This window comes from Bacillus sp. CZDM1 (assembly GCF_055502545.1).
This window is the reverse complement of sequence record NZ_JBUESO010000007.1, coordinates 179,270-196,623: the sequence shown is the minus strand read 5'-3', so window position 1 is coordinate 196,623 and position 17,354 is coordinate 179,270. Positions and strand designations below refer to the sequence as shown.

18 protein-coding genes, 1 pseudogene and 1 riboswitch are annotated in these 17,354 nt (G+C 40.1%); all 19 genes and pseudogenes read left to right on the top strand.

The features are described 5' to 3' along the window. Positions 1-33: 33 nt before the first annotated feature. Positions 34-303 (top strand): flagellar biosynthesis anti-sigma factor FlgM, encoded by a 270-nt coding sequence (flgM, locus tag ACY3XC_RS17505; protein WP_464869689.1) that lies wholly within the window; start codon positions 34-36, stop codon positions 301-303. After that, positions 296-766 (top strand): flagellar protein FlgN, encoded by a 471-nt coding sequence (locus tag ACY3XC_RS17500; RefSeq protein ID WP_179156777.1) that lies wholly within the window; start codon positions 296-298, stop codon positions 764-766. The genes flgM and ACY3XC_RS17500 overlap by 8 nt, the downstream gene beginning before the upstream one ends. A gap of 12 nt (positions 767-778) precedes the next feature. After that, a complete protein-coding gene (gene flgK / locus ACY3XC_RS17495; RefSeq protein WP_464869688.1) occupies positions 779-2,242 on the top strand; it encodes a flagellar hook-associated protein FlgK in 1,464 nt (487 codons plus the stop codon). A gap of 21 nt (positions 2,243-2,263) precedes the next feature. Further along, positions 2,264-3,142 (top strand): flagellar hook-associated protein FlgL, encoded by an 879-nt coding sequence (gene flgL, locus ACY3XC_RS17490; RefSeq protein WP_464869687.1) that lies wholly within the window; start codon positions 2,264-2,266, stop codon positions 3,140-3,142. 62 nt (positions 3,143-3,204) lie between these two features. Then, positions 3,205-3,702: a PilZ domain-containing protein gene (locus tag ACY3XC_RS17485; RefSeq protein WP_464869686.1), complete on the top strand. Its 498-nt coding sequence runs from the start codon at positions 3,205-3,207 to the stop codon at positions 3,700-3,702. A 175-nt stretch (positions 3,703-3,877) separates the two neighbouring features. Further along, on the top strand, positions 3,878-5,146 hold the full coding sequence (locus ACY3XC_RS17480) for a flagellin N-terminal helical domain-containing protein (RefSeq protein WP_464869685.1): 1,269 nt from the start codon (positions 3,878-3,880) through the stop codon (positions 5,144-5,146). A 90-nt stretch (positions 5,147-5,236) separates the two neighbouring features. Then, the gene (locus tag ACY3XC_RS17475; protein ID WP_464869779.1) at positions 5,237-8,944 is read left to right on the top strand and encodes an OmpL47-type beta-barrel domain-containing protein; all 3,708 of its coding nucleotides are present in this window, start codon (positions 5,237-5,239) and stop codon (positions 8,942-8,944) included. Between the two features lie 243 nt (positions 8,945-9,187). Beyond that, on the top strand, positions 9,188-10,711 hold the full coding sequence (gene fliD / locus ACY3XC_RS17470) for a flagellar filament capping protein FliD (RefSeq protein WP_464869684.1): 1,524 nt from the start codon (positions 9,188-9,190) through the stop codon (positions 10,709-10,711). A 3-nt stretch (positions 10,712-10,714) separates the two neighbouring features. Beyond that, positions 10,715-11,386: a glucosaminidase domain-containing protein gene (locus ACY3XC_RS17465; protein WP_464869683.1), complete on the top strand. Its 672-nt coding sequence runs from the start codon at positions 10,715-10,717 to the stop codon at positions 11,384-11,386. Positions 11,387-11,426: 40 nt separating this feature from the next. Continuing rightward, positions 11,427-12,446 (top strand): flagellar hook-length control protein FliK, encoded by a 1,020-nt coding sequence (locus tag ACY3XC_RS17460; protein ID WP_464869682.1) that lies wholly within the window; start codon positions 11,427-11,429, stop codon positions 12,444-12,446. Positions 12,447-12,459: 13 nt separating this feature from the next. Further along, entirely contained in the window at positions 12,460-12,873 is a 414-nt protein-coding gene (locus ACY3XC_RS17455) for a flagellar hook capping FlgD N-terminal domain-containing protein (RefSeq protein ID WP_464869681.1), read from the top strand. Positions 12,874-12,889: 16 nt separating this feature from the next. Further along, complete coding sequence (locus ACY3XC_RS17450; protein ID WP_464869680.1) at positions 12,890-13,714, top strand: flagellar hook-basal body complex protein; 825 nt, start codon at positions 12,890-12,892, stop codon at positions 13,712-13,714. A gap of 186 nt (positions 13,715-13,900) precedes the next feature. Next, a riboswitch (cyclic di-GMP riboswitch) is annotated at positions 13,901-13,987 on the top strand. A 118-nt stretch (positions 13,988-14,105) separates the two neighbouring features. Next, positions 14,106-15,041 carry a flagellar motor switch protein FliM gene (fliM, locus tag ACY3XC_RS17445; protein WP_464869679.1) on the top strand — a complete coding sequence of 312 codons (936 nt, stop codon included), beginning with the start codon at positions 14,106-14,108 and terminating at the stop codon, positions 15,039-15,041. 118 nt (positions 15,042-15,159) lie between these two features. Next, positions 15,160-15,408: pseudogene (fliN, locus tag ACY3XC_RS17440) on the top strand (flagellar motor switch protein FliN); the annotation flags it as partial. A gap of 21 nt (positions 15,409-15,429) precedes the next feature. Beyond that, positions 15,430-15,789 carry a hypothetical protein gene (locus tag ACY3XC_RS17435; RefSeq protein ID WP_464869678.1) on the top strand — a complete coding sequence of 120 codons (360 nt, stop codon included), beginning with the start codon at positions 15,430-15,432 and terminating at the stop codon, positions 15,787-15,789. A gap of 12 nt (positions 15,790-15,801) precedes the next feature. Continuing rightward, positions 15,802-16,164 carry a flagellar export chaperone FliS gene (gene fliS / locus ACY3XC_RS17430; protein WP_464869677.1) on the top strand — a complete coding sequence of 121 codons (363 nt, stop codon included), beginning with the start codon at positions 15,802-15,804 and terminating at the stop codon, positions 16,162-16,164. 30 nt (positions 16,165-16,194) lie between these two features. Then, entirely contained in the window at positions 16,195-16,578 is a 384-nt protein-coding gene (gene flgB, locus ACY3XC_RS17425) for a flagellar basal body rod protein FlgB (RefSeq protein ID WP_179156761.1), read from the top strand. Positions 16,579-16,586: 8 nt separating this feature from the next. Beyond that, positions 16,587-17,021: a flagellar basal body rod protein FlgC gene (gene flgC, locus ACY3XC_RS17420; RefSeq protein WP_464869676.1), complete on the top strand. Its 435-nt coding sequence runs from the start codon at positions 16,587-16,589 to the stop codon at positions 17,019-17,021. Between the two features lie 15 nt (positions 17,022-17,036). Continuing rightward, on the top strand, positions 17,037-17,327 hold the full coding sequence (gene fliE, locus ACY3XC_RS17415; RefSeq protein WP_464869675.1) for a flagellar hook-basal body complex protein FliE: 291 nt from the start codon (positions 17,037-17,039) through the stop codon (positions 17,325-17,327). The last annotated feature ends 27 nt before the right edge of the window (positions 17,328-17,354 follow it).

Sequence of the window (17,354 nt, the reverse complement as noted above, 5' to 3'; positions counted from 1 at the left end):
AAAGTATGGATAGAGTTAAAAGGAGCGGACTTTATGAAAATCAATCCAATTAATCGAATTGATGCGGCATATCAGGCATACCAAAAGAATAACCAGCCAAAAAGGGAAGAAGCAATAAACAAACCACAAGCTGACAAAGTAGAATTATCAAGTGAAGCAAAGCTTCAGATTCAAAAAGAAAAAGAGGCAAAAATAGAGCAGTTGAAAAATCAAATTGCCAATGGCACCTACAAAGTAGACAGTGAAAAGTTAGCGGATAAATTACTCTCAGCTTGGAAGACAGGTGCGAAAATCGATGAATAGCCTCACAGAAGTTTTGCAGATGTTAACCGACCTGCATATCACATTATTAGAAACTGCAAAAAAAAAGCAGGACATCCTAATTTCTGCAGAAATCAATCCGCTGCTTGCTATCATGGCGGACGAATCCAAGCTTATCAAAAAAATCAAAGAAGCAGACGAGATGAGAATGGAAGTATTAGAGCACGACAAATCCTATCTTCCACTTTCGAAATTAATTGAACAACAGCCAGACGGAGTGACAAAGGCTGAGTGGTCATCGAAACTGAAATTACTTCAGCGTTTATTTGAAGAAATTGATAAAGTAAACAATCTTAATCAGCAATTGATACAGCAGTCCTTAACCTATACACAGTTCATGATCGAGCAAATGCTGCCACAATCAAAGGATTCGGGTCTTTATAGTTCAGAAGCAGCAGCCCAAGATTCAAGGGAATATGCTCGTTTGTTTGATTTAAAAGCATAGGGGAGAAAAAAGATGTACTCAACCTTTCATGGGTTAGAAATCGGAAAAAGAGCGATTTTATCCCAACAAACCGCACTCAGCACAACGGGGCATAACATTGCCAATGCCAATACAATTGGTTATACGAGACAGGAAGCCGTTTTACAGGCAACACACCCGTTAGCATCTCCGAATCCTAATAACGGGACCATTCCGATGCAGATGGGCACTGGAGTGGAAGTATCGGAATTTCGGCGGATTCGCGAATCGTATTTAGACCGTCAATTTCAGAATGAGCAGAAAGAGGCTGGATATTGGGAAGCAAAGGCAAGTGCACTTTCCAACATCGAAAATGTCTTCAACGAACTAGGTGATTCAGGTCTCACTAGTTCGCTTAACCGTTTCTGGCAGGGCTTGCAGGAGATTTCTAAGCAGCCGGAAAATTTATCGGCCCGCGTAGTTGTGGTCGCGAACGGCAAAGAACTGGCAGGCCAATTCAATGAGATTTATACCGGACTTGAGCAAAACGAAACCATCCTGGCCGATCAAATTCAAGGAAAAACCAATGAGATCAACACCATTGCCAACGAGGTGGCTGGGCTAAATTTGAAAATTGCCCAAAACATTGGCGCAGGCACTCAGCCGAATGATTTGATGGACCGACGAGATGTGCTGCTCGATCAACTTTCAAAACTAGTCGATATCCAAGTAACACCAGCACAAAATGGCAGGGTGAATATTTCTATTGGCAGTGAAAAGCTGGTAGCAGAGAACGAGACAAGTGTATTTACTCTGGACCTTCAAACCGGCAGCGCAAAAATCGCAGGGACGGATATTGAATTAGCAGGAGGGGAAATCAAGGGCTTGCTAGAAACCCATGGGTATACGATCAATGGGACCACTGTTGGCAGCATTCCTGATTTACGAGCAAAAATCGACCTATTAGCGATGACCCTTGCTGAAAGTATGAATGCCATTCATGCTGGAGATGAGGCGAGGAATTTAGATGATATCAAGAAGAGAAGCTCCGATCCGAATGCACCTTTAGAAAAACTTCTGTTTTTTGTTGATAAGGATGATCCAACCAAGTCTCCAAGAAATGCAGGAAGTTTGATAATAAACCCGATCCTGGTGGATTTCCCTTCAAAGGTAGCGGCAGCTTCCTCGGATACCATTGGGGATGGCTCGAATGCGCAAGCGATGAGTGAGGCTCTTTTTCAAAAAATGAACATTGGCGGAACGGATGCTACCATCGGTGATTTTTACAAAGGGATCATCGGTCAATTAGGTACCGACGTTCAAACTGCTCAGCAGTCCGCTGAAAATGCTGTCAAGATGGTACAGCAGGTGGACCATCGCCGACAATCAGTATCTGGAGTATCGATTGATGAAGAATTGACGAACATGGTTCGCTATCAGCAGGCTTATAATGCTGCAGCCCGCTATGTATCAGCAGTGAATGAATTGTTAAATACATTGATTAATGGAATGAAATAAGATATTGAAAGGAGGAGAAGGATGCGCATTACTCAGCAGATGATCAGTCAGAAATTTATCCAAAACCTTCATCATAGCAACAAGTCAATGGAGACACTACATGGGCAAATTTCATCAGGTAAGAAGTATGAAAGGATTTCAGATCAGCCTGGTGAAGTCTTAAAGGGATTATCGTATCGTTCCTCATTATCGCAAATTGAGCAATATCAAAAAAATGTTGAAGATGGTATTAGTTGGAATTCAGCGATGGATGGTGAGCTGGGGAATGTCACGAATGTACTGCATAGGGTTCGTGAGCTCACTCTTCAAGCCAGCAATGACACGAATAATCCAAGCGATAGGAAAAATATTGCTGTGGAAGTAAGATCGCTGATCGATCAAGTGGGGAATATTGCGAATACAGCATATGGAAGCGGCTATCTTTTTTCAGGGACAGACTTGAATACACAGCCCTATCAAAATGGTGCTTTGCAGCCAAGCAACCCAATCGTGAAGGAGTGGAATGTTGGTCAAGGACTTAGTGTAAAAGGTAATGTCCATGCATCCTCTGTTTTTGGACTTTCAGTAGACGGTAAAAACTTGTTTGAAACCATTGACGTGGTGGCGCAAACATTGGAGAACGGCGAAAATCCAGGGGCACTCTTAAATTCAATTGATCAACAATTGGATCATGTGATTACCCAGCGAACGATAGTTGGAATCAATCAAAATATGCTTGAGCTGGCGTCGAATAAATTGGAGCAATCACAGCTATTAAATAAGAAAATGCTATCAACCGTCGAGGATACGGATATCTCAAAAGCTTTCACGGAGCTGTCCAGTCAAGAAACACTACTGCAAGCATCACTCTCTGCAGGCGGAAAGATCCTTCAGCAGAGCCTGGCCGACTTTTTAAGATAAAAATTACATCATGTTTCCCCATCTTAGAATTAAGGTGGGGATGTTTTGAATAAGGGGAGCATATGGAGGAAATACAGTTTATTAAAATAGCTGCAATCGGGTTCATTTTTCTAGTTTCTTCTATTATACTATTGACAAATATTAATAGGAAAAAGAGACAAAGGACTGCACAAAAAGTGGTGAAGCCGCCGAACAGAAGAGATAACTTTCGATTCCGAATCAACATCAAAAATACACTCATGGAAGTTTTAAAGATTGGAAGTTTGAGTGTAAATGAATATGTCTACTGTGAAATTGTCGATGTTAGTGCAGGTGGTGTGGGGATTCTCAGTGACTACGACTTTCCGTTAAGGGAAAAGGTCTACGTCAAGGTTCATTTTTACTTAGATCATGAAGAATTCATGTTAAACGGTAGAATTGTACGCAAAATTGAAAATATCAAAAAACGTGCAGTTTTGTACGGTATCCAATTTGTTGATCTTTCAGCGAGTGATGAAGAACGCTTACTGAAAACAATCGTCGCAATGGAAAACGAAAGAAGGAAAATCGCTATTAAATAGATTTTGAGAAATAGCCAGGTATTCGCCTGGCTATTTTACTTTTTAAAAATGAACCTCTCGATAAAAGAAGATTTCTTTAAAAAGTTTTCCAGTTACCCCTCTACAGCTTCCAAAATCCTGTCGATATATAAAGTACAGAGGGAAAATATTCCTCAACAATAGGAGGGTACATAAAATGAGAATTAACACGAACGTAGCAGCACTTAACACACATCGTCAATTAACCGCTGGGTCCAATGCAGCAGCGAAAAACATGGAAAGATTATCATCAGGCCTTCGTATTAACCGTGCAAGTGATGACGCAGCTGGTCTAGCTATCTCTGAAAAAATGCGTGGACAAATCCGCGGATTAGAAGTAGCTCAAAAGAACGCACAAAACGGTGTTTCTTTACTTCAAACAGCTGAAGGTGCACTGAACGAAACACATTCTATTTTACAACGTATGCGTGAACTAGCAGTACAATCTGCCAACGATACAAACACATCATCTGACCGTGTAAAACTTCAAGCTGAGATCGATACATTAGCTGAAGAAGTAGGACGTATCGGTTCCTCTGCAGAATTTAATGGTAAGAAACTATTAAATGGTTCATTTGACGGTACTTTCCAAATTGGTGCGAACCAGGACCAGAATATGAGCATTCAGATTGGTGATGCTCAGTCATTTAGCTTGGGTGTTGCAGGTAAAGTTGGAATCGAACAATCTAGCACTGTTACTGTTGGCGGTACAACAACAGGTGATACATTAAAGGCTGGAACTTACAGTGTTTCAGGAAGTGCTGGAAATTATGAAGTGAAGGATGAAAACGGTAAGGTTGTCGCAGCTAGTACGGATGGATTGACCTTTACTACTAAGGCATTTGATGGAACAGCTGGTGATGATACCTTTACATTTAGCCAAGCGGTTAAATCTGGTACGTTAAGCTATGATGGAACAAATGTGAAAGCTACCGCTTCATTCGATAATGCTGGACTTGAAGCAGGTTCTTATACTTACAATGCGACTGATAACGTCCTATTAGATACACACGGAGAAGTCGTAGCACGTTCTACAGACGGAATTGCATTTAAAGGTGACGAGGGTACGACAGTATTCACAGCTACCGTAGCATTAACAGATGGAGATGACCTTAAAGTTGGCGGTGCAGACATTTCAACCCAGGCTGCAGCTAACACTTCAATCACAGCGATTAACACAGCGATTGAAACGGTGGCAGCAGAGCGTTCTAAAATGGGTGCGGTTCAAAACCGACTTGAATTCACCAATAACAGCTTAAGCACAACGGCTGAAAACTTAACATCTGCTGAGTCACGTATTCGTGATGTTGATATGGCAAAAGAGATGATGACATTCACTAAGAATAATATTCTTTCTCAAGCAGCTCAAGCAATGCTTTCTCAAGCTAACCAACAGCCACAGGCAGTTCTTCAATTACTTCGTTAACAAATAAAAAAGGAGATTTAAGGCGTCTTAAATCTCTTTTTTTTGATAAAAATTATTACTTTTTTTAAAGGAGGGTTTATAGTGAAAAAAATGAGAAAGCTTCCAGCCATTATTAGTCTATTGCTATTCATTCAACTGTTACTGCCTGTAATGGGAGTTTATGCTGCAAGTTTGCAGGCACCAACGAATGTAAAAGTATATGAACGTTATCCTGGCAGCGCTGTGGTCGAATGGGATGCGGTCCCTTACAGCTCAGGATATAAAGTGTACCGATTGAGTGGTGAAACGAAAACGCTGGCTGCACAACCTACAACGAATAAGGCGTTTATATCCTTAAAAGAGGGTACATACACGTTCGCAGTATCAGCCATTGTCAGTGGTCAAGAGTCACCACTTTCTGCGCCTGTTTCAATCGAAATTATTTATCCAGAAATGCAAGCACCTGGCAATATCCAATCAAAGGTTGAAAGATTCTATGATTTAACATTAACTTGGGATAGTGCAAGTTATGTCCATTATTATAAAATCTATAAGGTTGTGAATGGGGTAAGAACTTTAGTCACGACTACAGAGAAGACAACCCATGCGTTTACTACCATGCCAGAAGGGTATTACATCTATGAAATAACATCCTATAATAGTATTTTTGGAGAATCCGAACAGGCAGCCCGTGTTGAAGCAGATATTGTGTATCCAGATATGGAGGCACCTGCTAATCTGAAATATACTGTAGCGAACGGCAATGACGTGACCTTAAGCTGGGATCGTTCTAACCACGCGAATAAGTATAATATTTATAAAGTTGAAGATAACAAGAGTACGCTGGTTACATCAACGACTAATTTAAATGTGACACTTACAAATGTACCAGAAGGAATCCATTTTTACGAAGTGACTTCTTACAGCTATACCTTTAAGGAATCAGAAAATGCTGCGGGTATCGAGGTTCCTCTTGTCCACCCAGATGTACTGGTCCCAGGGAATTTAAATTTATCGATAACAAATGGAAATGATGGAACCTTAAGTTGGAATAAAGTAAATTATGCAACGTACTACAAGGTTTACCAAATCATTGACGGATCAAGGGTCTTACTTACACAGACACCTTATCCGCAGCTGAGTTTACCTAATATGGAAGAAGGAAACTATATTTATGAAGTAACTGGTTATAGTGATCGTTTTGGTGAATCAGCATCTGCGCGTTTGGAGCAGCAAGTGATTCATCCAGATATGCAAAAACCAGAAGGATTTTCAGGCTCGGTCTTAAATGTAGATACTCTCTATTTAAAATGGAACAAAGTAGAATATGCAACAAGCTATAAGTTATATCAGGTAATAAATGGTGAGCGAAAATTTGTTTCTGATATTAACAATACGTATACAGCGATTAATAATTTACCAGAAGGCGGTTATGTATATGAAATCACCTCTTACAGTGATCGTTTTGGTGAATCAGCACAGGCTTCTCTAGTGGAAGCGTCGATTGTTTATCCTGAAATAGTGGCACCATATGTGCAAGTATTCGTGAATCAGGATGCTAAGTCTATTGCTCTTTGGTGGGATGTAGTGGATTATGCAACTTCGTACGATGTATATCGGGTCGTGGATGGTGTACGTACGTTGATCCAGCCTACACCGAATACCCGTATCGTATTTAACAATATGCCTTATGGTTCCTATACCTATGAGGTAATTGCACATAGTAAGTATGGAGATTCACCTTTTTCAAACCAGGTTACTGGCAATGTTGAACCAGTGTTAGAGGCGCCAGATGCTCCAAAAGCAACAGCAAATGGTGACGATGTTGTTCTAAGCTGGGATCCTGTTAAGGATGCGGATTCATATAATGTGTATGAAGAAGTAAATGGTGAACAAGTTCTTGTTGGTAATACAAGTGATGATTCGTTAACTTTAAAAGATGTGGAATTAGGTGAACATACGTTTATTATCGTTCCGGTATCTCCAACTGGTAAAGAGGCTGACACAGGAAGCACAGTTGTTGTCGAAGTTGGAGAAAAGGATACGACTGCCCCAGTAACGGAATCAAATGTAGTTGATACGTGGAAACGTGAGGCTGTTACTGTAGAATTAACCGCAACAGATGATTTAAGTGGAGTTGCAAATACCTACTATTCTTTAAATGGTATTGATTTTGTTGAGGGTACTAGCTTAGTAGTTAGTGAAGCGGGCGTTACGACTGTTTCATTCTACAGTGTGGATAAAGCAGGCAATGTAGAAGCAGTGAAAACAGTGGAAGTGAAGATTGATGAGGCACCTCCGGTAACTACTTCGAACGTAACGGACGAGTGGTTGAACGAGTCATACCTATTAAAACTAACAGCAACCGATGATTATAGCGGAGTTAAAGCAACATACTACTCCCTTAATGGTGCTGAATATGTTAAAGGTGCTACAGTCTTTGTAAGTGATCCAGGTGTGAATACAGTTTCCTTCTTAAGTGTGGATAACGCAGGGAATGTAGAAGAAGTGAAAACAGAAGAAGTAAAGATTGATACAGTTGCTCCAGAGACGGTATCAAATGTTACTGACCAGTGGAATCAAGGAGAAGTAGCGGTTGAATTAACAGCAACTGATGACCTGAGTGGTGTGGCGCAAACCTTCTATTCTATCAACGGTGTAGAATACGTAGAAGGAATAGCGTTTACAGTTACTGAAGAAGGCATAAATGAAGTATCATTTTACAGTGTGGACAACGCAGGAAATGTAGAAGAAGTGAAAACAGTCGAAGTAAAGATTGATAAAACTGTTCCAGAGACGGTATCAAATGTTACTGACCAGTGGAATCAGGGAGAAGTGGCTGTTGAATTATCGGCAACCGACGATTTAAGTGGAGTCGCACAAACCTTCTATTCTATCAACGGTGCAGAATTCGTAGAAGGAACAGCATTTACCGTTACTGAAGCAGGCGTAAATGAAGTGAAGTTCTACAGTGTCGACAACGCAGGTAATGTAGAAGAAGTAGAAGCGGTCGAAGTGAAGATTGATACGGAAGCTCCAGAGACTGTATCGAATGTAATCGATCAGTGGAATCAAGGAGAAGTAGCGGTAGAACTAGCTACAACAGACGATCTTAGCGGAGTAGCAAAGACTTTTTATTCTATTAACGGATCAGAATTCGCAGAAGGAAAAGCGTTTACTGTTAGCGAAGAAGGTGTAAATGAAGTCAAGTTCTACAGCGTAGACAACGCAGGCAACATAGAAGAAGCAAAAACAATAGAAGTGAAGATTGATAAAACTGCTCCAACGGTTTCTATTGATATCCAAAGTGAGCAGGAGCTTGGCTCAACGTTCACAGTGGATTACCTTGCAACAGATAACCTGTCTGGAATAGCTGTAGAAGAGGTTACGCTTAACGGAATAACCCATCAAAAAGGTGATCAAATCACGCTTGATGAACCAGGTGCATACAAGCTTCTTGTTACCGTAACAGATGGAGCAGGATGGACAACCAAAGTGGAGAAGGAATTTGTTGTGTACATTCCAGCTACTCTTGAGGTATTACCGAAAGTTATTAAAGGAAACATAGGGGTATTTACCGTGAAAGCTATCTTACCGGAAGGCTTTGAATCTCTCTCCTTTGATGTTTCTAGCGTCACATTAAATGGTGTAGCAGCTGATCCTAAGAATAATGGATTACAAAAGCAAGCCGAAAAGGGCCATTTCAAATTCGAACGCGAAGACTTTGATTGGAAAAAAGGCGAAGTTACCCTTGTTTTACGTGGTTATTTAGATAATGGATATTTAGTTATTGCCAAGAAAACCGTGGAAGTAAAATAAGCTTGGTGGCCCTAGGATTCCTAGGGCCATTTTTGCATGGCTAGAAATCTGTTAGAAAATACAACCTGCCTTTATTGGAACCAGAATGGGAGAGATTCATTGTAGAAAGTAAGTAGTTGGCGATATAGGGGGAAAAAACACCAATAATTAAGAAAACCTTATTTTTTTAAAGACCCCCCTCTATTTTCTCCACAAACCTGCCGATACTATGAAAGAGATTAAATTTAAATGGGGTGATTAGCTGTGAATTATTCCTCTATCACTAGGTTAACGGGGTTTGCTTCAGGAATGGATACAGACTCTATTGTTAAGAAGCTGATGAATGCGGAAAGTATTTCGCTTAATAAACTGAAACAAAACCAACAAAAGCAAACATGGTTAAGTGATACATATCGGCAATGGAATGCGGATTTGTTAGCGTTTAGGTCGAATACCGTTTTAAATATGAGCCTATCAAAAACGTATAATACGTTTGATGTTACTTCAAGCCAAGAGAATTCCATTTCAGCCACTGCTTCAGGAACTTCCTTAGCAGGTTCTTATTCTGTGGAAGTAAAACAATTAGCAAATTCAGCCGCTTTTACTGGGGATAAAGTAAGTCTGGACCCCACGAAGACGCTTGGAAATACTGTTCAAGGTTCTGCCCAACTAACAGCGGATACTGCGATTGTAATCAATGTAAACAATGAAGCAGTAACACTTAATATTAAAACAACAGATACGATAAACGATGTCGTCGCAAAAATAAATGGTGCCAAGGATAGCACGGGGAAAAGCTTAGGACTTCAAGCATTTTATGATCCAACCTTACAACAATTTATTTTAAAAACAAAGGAAACTGGAGCCGGCACCAATATTGACCTAAGTGTGAATACAAGTGCTGAGAGTCAGGCGTTCTTAAAAAATACACTGGGTCTAAACACAACAAACTTAGTCGCTTCTGGACAAAATGCCAATGTCATTTTTAATGGAAATGAAATTACGACCTTAACATCAAATCATGCAACCATCATGGGAATTAATTTTTCCTTTAAAAGTCCAACCATCGGGGTAAGCACGGTTACTGTTTCACAAAACACGGACGGAGTCGTTAAAAATATTAAAGATTTTGTAGATCAATATAATGGTCTGCTAGAAAAAATAAACAAGGCGGTAAGTGACCCTGTTTATCGGGATTACCTGCCCCTTTTGGAAGAGCAGAAAAGTGAGATGTCTGAGAAACAGATTGAAATGTGGGAAGAAAAAGCAAAAAGCGGTCTTCTTCGCAGTGATAGTATTCTAACTGGAGTGGCTGCAAAAATGCGCAGTGTCATGACTTCTATTGTTGATAATGGAAGCTCCTACCACTCGCTAGCTTCCATCGGTATTTCATCTAAAAGCTATCAGGACAAAGGAAAGCTTTATGTGGATGAAACAAAATTAAGAGCGGCGATTCAAGCAGATCCTGATGCAGTCGAAAAGCTATTTTCACAACTGGGAGATCCGAGTAAAGGGACAAGTGGGGTCATCAATCAAATTTCTGATGTTTTACAGGACGGGATTAAAGAGTTGACCAATAAAGCGGGTTATACAGGAAATAACCAGTATGATCAAAGTGTTATTGGAAAGCTATTATCAAACACGCAAACGGATATTACTCGCCAAACTGAGAAGTTGTATCGGAAAGAAGCACAATACTATCGCCAATTTGCAGCAATGGAGCAGGCAATGGCACGGTTTAATTCACAAAGCTCATGGCTATCTCAGCAAATGGGCGGAGGTATGTAGACTATGAATATTGGCTCATTGTCTAGTAATTGGCTCCTACAAAAAACGATTCTGGATACTTCGCGCCTTGGAGAAAGTAAGCTTTCAGGTCTATCCAGCAGTTCCTTCGAGCATTTACTTGAACAAGTTTTGCTGCAAACTGAATTGAATCAGAAATCGACTAGTAATCTAGATATTTCATCGCTGCTCCTTAGTAGTTTGAACTCGTTTGTTTCTCAGCCAGAAGTGGAGATTTTACAAACTACTTCCCTTACTTCTACAAAAATGGGTGGAGACAATCTTAATTCCCATCTCAAGGGAGTTCTGCAGAACACAGGCCACCTTTTTGCGGAAGCAGGGAAAAAGTATAATATCGATCCTGCTCTTCTGGCGGCCATCTCCATCCATGAAACGGGTAATGGAACGTCTAACGCTGCTCGCTTTAAATTTAATGTGGCAGGGATGATGGGGAAAAACGGTTTAAAATCTTATTCTTCCATTGAAGAAAGCATTTTTGATATGGCCCGTAATCTCCGTCAAAACTATTTAGATAAAGGGAAAATAACGATCGTACAAATTGGGGCCAAGTATGCACCAATTGGCGCAGCCAATGATCCAACTCAACTTAATCATCACTGGGTAACAGGTGTTCAGCGCTACTTTGATACCTTAACAACAGGGAATAAATTCGCTTAATGGGTACCTTTTATATAAAGGAAAGAGTAGGTGGCAGGACGTGATCCAGCTTTCAGGAATACAAATTATCAGTATGAATCAACCAGGTAAATTGGCAAGGAAAGAGGGAGAACTGGACACTGGTTTTGACGCAGTGTTGCAGCTAATTGGGCAAATGGAAGAAAAAGAGGCGGAGTCAATGGAGCTGGTGAACCAGTTGTTTCTTCCACAACTGCATCCATTAATGGACCCTCTTTCTAAACCCATGGTAGTAGAAAGCTTTCCTTCACAAGGGGAACCAATAGTTGCGAAACAGGTAGTAGATCATTCCGTGCTCCAATCGTTCAAAAATGAACCTCCGCCATCAGCTGAAAACATTGGCGAACTACGGACTGATGCAGTAACATTTTTCAAGGTAACAGAAGAAATGGATACAGCAACAGATGAAAATGTTAAAGGATTAGCTGGGTTAATTCAAATTAGTGAGGATTCTGGGCAAAGTGAATCGCAGCATGCTGTTCCACACAACAAAAACTCTCCGATAGAGTTTATTCCCCTGACCCATTCAACACCGATGAATCAGTCGAATATCTCAAGTGAGAACGTAATACCTGCTACTCAAACCGTACATGCTGACCAATTTGATCAAGAAATAACAAAGTTTTTACAATCATCGATAAATGTAACAGGAACGGGAGATGGGATTGAGGCTGCATTCACTCTTACTCCTGAGCATTTGGGGAAGGTAGATGTAAAAGTAACGATTCAGGATGGGAAGCTGACAGCAGAATTTCTTACCAGTACTCCGTTAGGAAAAGAATTGCTTGAAACTCATATCCAAGCGTTACGCTCAGCACTAGAAACACAGGGATTGCAGGTAGGGAAAATTGATATTACGCAGCAAACCTCCACCCAGTTAAGCTTTATGGGAGCTTTCTCTCAAAAGGGAGATTCGAATGGAAGACCGGGTCAGCAGGATTCGCGAAAGCGAAGTGAATCCGTTCAGCTGACAGCACAAGAAGATTACCGCGATTACATAACAGACCCCGGATGGGTTTCGCAAATCAATACAACCGTGTAAGGGAGGAAAAAACATGACATCCATCAATACGATTAATTCCTACACAGCGTCAGCAACTAGCACCCAGCCAAAGCAAGAACTGGGAAAAGAAGCATTTTTGAAAATACTGGTTACACAGCTTCAAAACCAAGATCCAACACAACCGCAAAAAGACGGTGAATTCGTGGCACAAATGGCACAGTTAAGCGTATTAGAACAGCTTTCCAACCTGAATAACTCACTGACAGCCTACTTGGATTCAAGTAATAATTTAAGTCAATATTCTTATGTTCTTGGGAATAACGTCTCCTGGACAAACCCAGAAACCAATGTACAAGAGAGCGGAACGGTTACAGGGATTAATTACAAGAATAATCAAGTGTATTTTAAAATAGGTGACCATGAAATTCTATCAAGTTCCATTCATTCAATGGAAATGAATCAATAAGAGGAGGAACAAATACATGCTTCGTTCATTAAATTCAGGGGTATCCGGATTAAAAGGGTTTCAAACGAAATTGGATGTGATTGGTAACAATATTGCGAACGTGAATACAGTGGGATTTAAAAAAGGACGTGTGGTATTTGAAGATATTTTCAGTCAGACGATTAAAGGGGCAACGGGTCCAACACAAACACCAGGTCCCAATCCCATTCCACTATCAGGTGGGACAAATCCGATTCAGGTGGGTTTAGGTACAAGAGTTGGAAGCATTGATACTCTTCACACGCCGGGAAGTCCGACAACAACGAATATCGGCACTGACCTCTATCTTGACGGGGACGCATTTTTTGTGGTTGAAAATGCTGCCCAGGAGCAATTTTTAACAAGAGCTGGGAATTTTACATTAGACAGCAGTAATAATTTAGTCAATCAGAATGGTATGTTTGTGGTTGGTCAAGATGGCAATTCTATTAACATCCCAGATCAATATATTACCTTTTCCATTGATGCAAATGGCAGCATTATTGGAGTCAACCCCGATGGAACAAGTGAAGATTCCGGATTGAAAATTGGAACCATTGCGGTTGACAATCCAAAGGGGTTATTGAAAGCCGGTGGGTCGTTGTATTCTTTAACACCTAATGCAGATGCTGCCTCCATTGCCACACTACTTACAGAGGGAAGCAATGCACAAATGATCTCAGGGGCACTGGAAATGTCCAACGTTGATTTATCCGAAGAATTAACGGAAATGATTACCGCTCAGCGTGGATTCCAAGCGAATTCCAAAATCATCACAGTATCAGATCAAATATTGGAAGAATTGGTGAATTTAAAAAGATAATAGATAAAGAGAGATTATCAATCGACGATATTCTCTCTTTTTTTACATATTTTGCAAGAAATATATATATTATGTTAATTTTTCGTAAACATTCGATGTTATTCGTCATTTTATGGGGGTATTTTACAAAATATATTTGAAAATTAATAATTGTAATGTTATGCTTTTTTTGTACAATATTTCAAAAATCGAAAAAGGCAAATCTGAGGAAACTCAGAGACGCAAAGCTATAGGGGCTAAATTGTGGAAACAGTATGCCAGCCAGTTACCGAAACATAGATTGTCCTAATCTATTAGTTTATTTAGCTATGGACGAGACTATTCTTCGGAGTAGTCTCGTCTTTTTTTGTTGCCTTTTTTTAGTCAATTCGAAAGGAAGGAGGGTGATTAAATGGACTTTCGTGTTTTAGATTCCCATGGTGGTACCCCTGCTAATTTAAAAGTATATGATTTTAAAAAAGCATTGCGGTTATCGATGGAGCAGGTGCGGGTGTTGACCAGAATACATGAGAATTTTGCTTATCAGCTTGCATCCTTCATTTCATCTGAGTTACGTTCATTTGTCCAAGTAGAGGTCAATGCGGTTGAACAAATGCTGTACGAGGAATTTATTAACCAGCTGCCGGACACTACGATTTTAAGTGTGTTTGAATCAGGTGAACAAGGTTTTCGAATGGCGATGGATTTAAAGCCTGAAATGGCTTTTGTGATGATTGATCGGCTTTTAGGAGGCAAAGGTATAGCAGCGGAATGGGGGCGGTCGTCCTTAACTCCTATTGAAGCTAATGTATTAAAGCGTTTACTGGAGGGAGTCGTTCAAATCCTGCAGAAAGCCTGGAGTGATATTATGGTGCTCCCGCTCAAGTTTTTGAACATGGAAACAAATCCCCAGTTTTTGCAATTGGGAATCCCGACGGAGACGGTCATTGTCATCACTTTCCAACTAACAGTTGGAAAAGTGGAAGAAACTATGCATCTTTGTATTCCATATATATTATTAGAACCGTTTATTCCAAAATTATCCTCCCATAATTGGTATGGGCATGGAAAATGGGTGAAAAACAAGGAAGAGAGTGAATTTTTACAAGGACGGATTGAGCATTTAATTGTTCCTGTTATTACGGAGTTAGGGCGGGCGGCGATTACGATGGAAGAAATACTTGGCTTAAACGTAAATGATGTCATTCAATTAAACCAATTGGTGGATGAACCTCTGCAAGTAAGGGTGAATGAGGAAATGAAGTTCTTAGCACATCCAGGAACGAAGAAGTCCAGAGTTGCCGTTAAGATTGAGCATTTGATAGAAGGAGAAGGCAAAAATGATTGAAAAGGGGAAACTCACACAAGATGAAATGGATGCACTCCTTGGAAACAGCCAACAGAGTATAATCAATGAACCGTTTCAGTTTACTGAACTGGAGCCGGATGATTTTGGGCAAATCCTGAATGAAAAAATGAATTTGGACCTGCTATTAGATATTCCATTAGAGATTGTTGTGGAGTTAGGGAGAACTAAAAAGAAAATTAGCGAAGTTCTTGAATTAACCAGTGGGTCGATTGTCGAATTAGACAAGATGGCTGGTGAACCCGTTGATGTTTATGTGAACAGCAAGCTGATAGCAAAAGGTGAAGTTGTTGTGATTGAAGAACACTTCGGGGTAAGAATAAAGGAAATTTGTCAATCTCCTTTATGACAATCATAAGGGTGATGAAAAATGATAGAAGAAAAAGAAACACTGTTGAAGCAATACTTAGAGTTATCGAAGTCGATATTGAATGCTTTGCATCAAGGGGAAATGGAAAAGGTACCTGTATTGATCGAACAGAGAGAAGGTTGTATTTCTACGATTAATAAGTTGGATGCACAAGCTGGAAGGGTCCTCGTGAACGAAATCATTCAGGTGCAGCTCACCGAACTTTCAGTTTATGAAAATAAAATTCAAATTCAGCTGCAGCAAGCGATGAAAAAACTAACAAATCATGTTCGATACACACAAAATGAACAATACCTTAGAAGTCAATATGAAGATCGGGTCTCGGTTTCAAAGGGAGTTTTTTATGACAGTAAGAAATAAAGGGGGATCTGAATGATAAGTCCAAATGAAATCTACCAAAGAAATCAAATCATGATGGCAAAACCAGAAGAGCTGACACTCATGCTCTATAATGGCGGCGCGAAGTTTCTGAATCAGGCAAAGCTGGCGATCGAGAAAAAGGATCCGGCAAAGGCTCATTCTTTGATTATGAAAACACAAGAAATTATTACGGAACTCATGGTGACGTTAAATATGGGGATTGAAGCATCAAACTCTCTTTTTTCTCTCTATGATTATATGAAACAAAGATTGATTGAAGCGAATATGACGAAAGACATCGAGATTCTTAAGGAAATAGAGGGAATGTTTCAGGAGTTAAAAACAACTTGGCTACAAGCGATGAAATCATTATAGGTTAGAAGATTTTTAAAGGTGGGTGAAAAAATGAATCAAATGATTGGGATAATGTCGAGAGCCTTAGATGCCTCCTCTTTACGTCAAAAGTCCATTTCAAATAATATCGCCAATGTAAATACCCCTTATTTTAAACCTTCCAAGGTATCCTTCGAAGAATTGCTGCAGCAAGAAGTAAAGGGCCAGTTTATTGGGAACCGCACCCACTCAAAGCATGTCCAGATTGGAGAAACATCTCGTCTTCCTTCTCCAAAGCTTGAACAGGAAAATATTGTTTTTCAAAACAGCGGTAATGGTGTGGATTTAGATTATGAAATGTCGAAGCTAAGTGAAAATACCATTTGGTATCAATCGTTAACATATGGTTTGAATGAAGAGTTTAATTTATTAAAAACAGCGATTAGGGCGAGGTGAGGAGAATAATGTCGATATTTCAATCTCTTTCGATTAGCGGATCAGCCTTAACAGCGAATCGATTAAAGTTAGATGTTGTTTCCTCTAATATTGCCAATGCGAACACAACAAGAGGACAATTTGTTAACGGAGAATGGGTCCCATATCGTCGAAAAATGGTAGAAGTGACCGCTAACCAGACTTCGTCGTTTGCTAATTATTTACAGAGAGAACTCTCTGGAGTCCAAGTAAATAAAATCGTCGAAGATACAAGCCCATTTCAGGCAGTCTATGATCCATCGAACCCTGACAGCAATGAGCAAGGCTATGTCATGATGCCGAATGTAGATGTGACAAAGGAAATGGTTGATTTAATGGCTGCAACAAGAGCCTATGAAGCCAATATAACAGCGTTTAATGCAGGTAAATCGATGCTGGTAAAAGCTCTTGAGATTGGAAGATAAGGTGGGAAATAGCTGATGAACATATCGAATATTCAATCGTTTACGAATAGTTTACCAACAGTCAATAAGCAGCAAAGTACAGCAGATTCCTCTTTTGGATCCCTGCTGAATCAGTATATCCAGGATGCAAATGGTGCGGTAAAAGACTTTGAATCGAAGTCTCTATTGCTGGCAAAAGGGGAAGCCATAAATTTACACGATGTCACCATCGCAGCCCAAAAAGCAAGTATTGCCGTTTCCCTAACAACACAAGTACGGGATAAAGCGGTTGAAGCCTATCAAGAAATGATGAGAATGCAAATCTAGTAAAATCTACAGATGAAATAGTGGAGT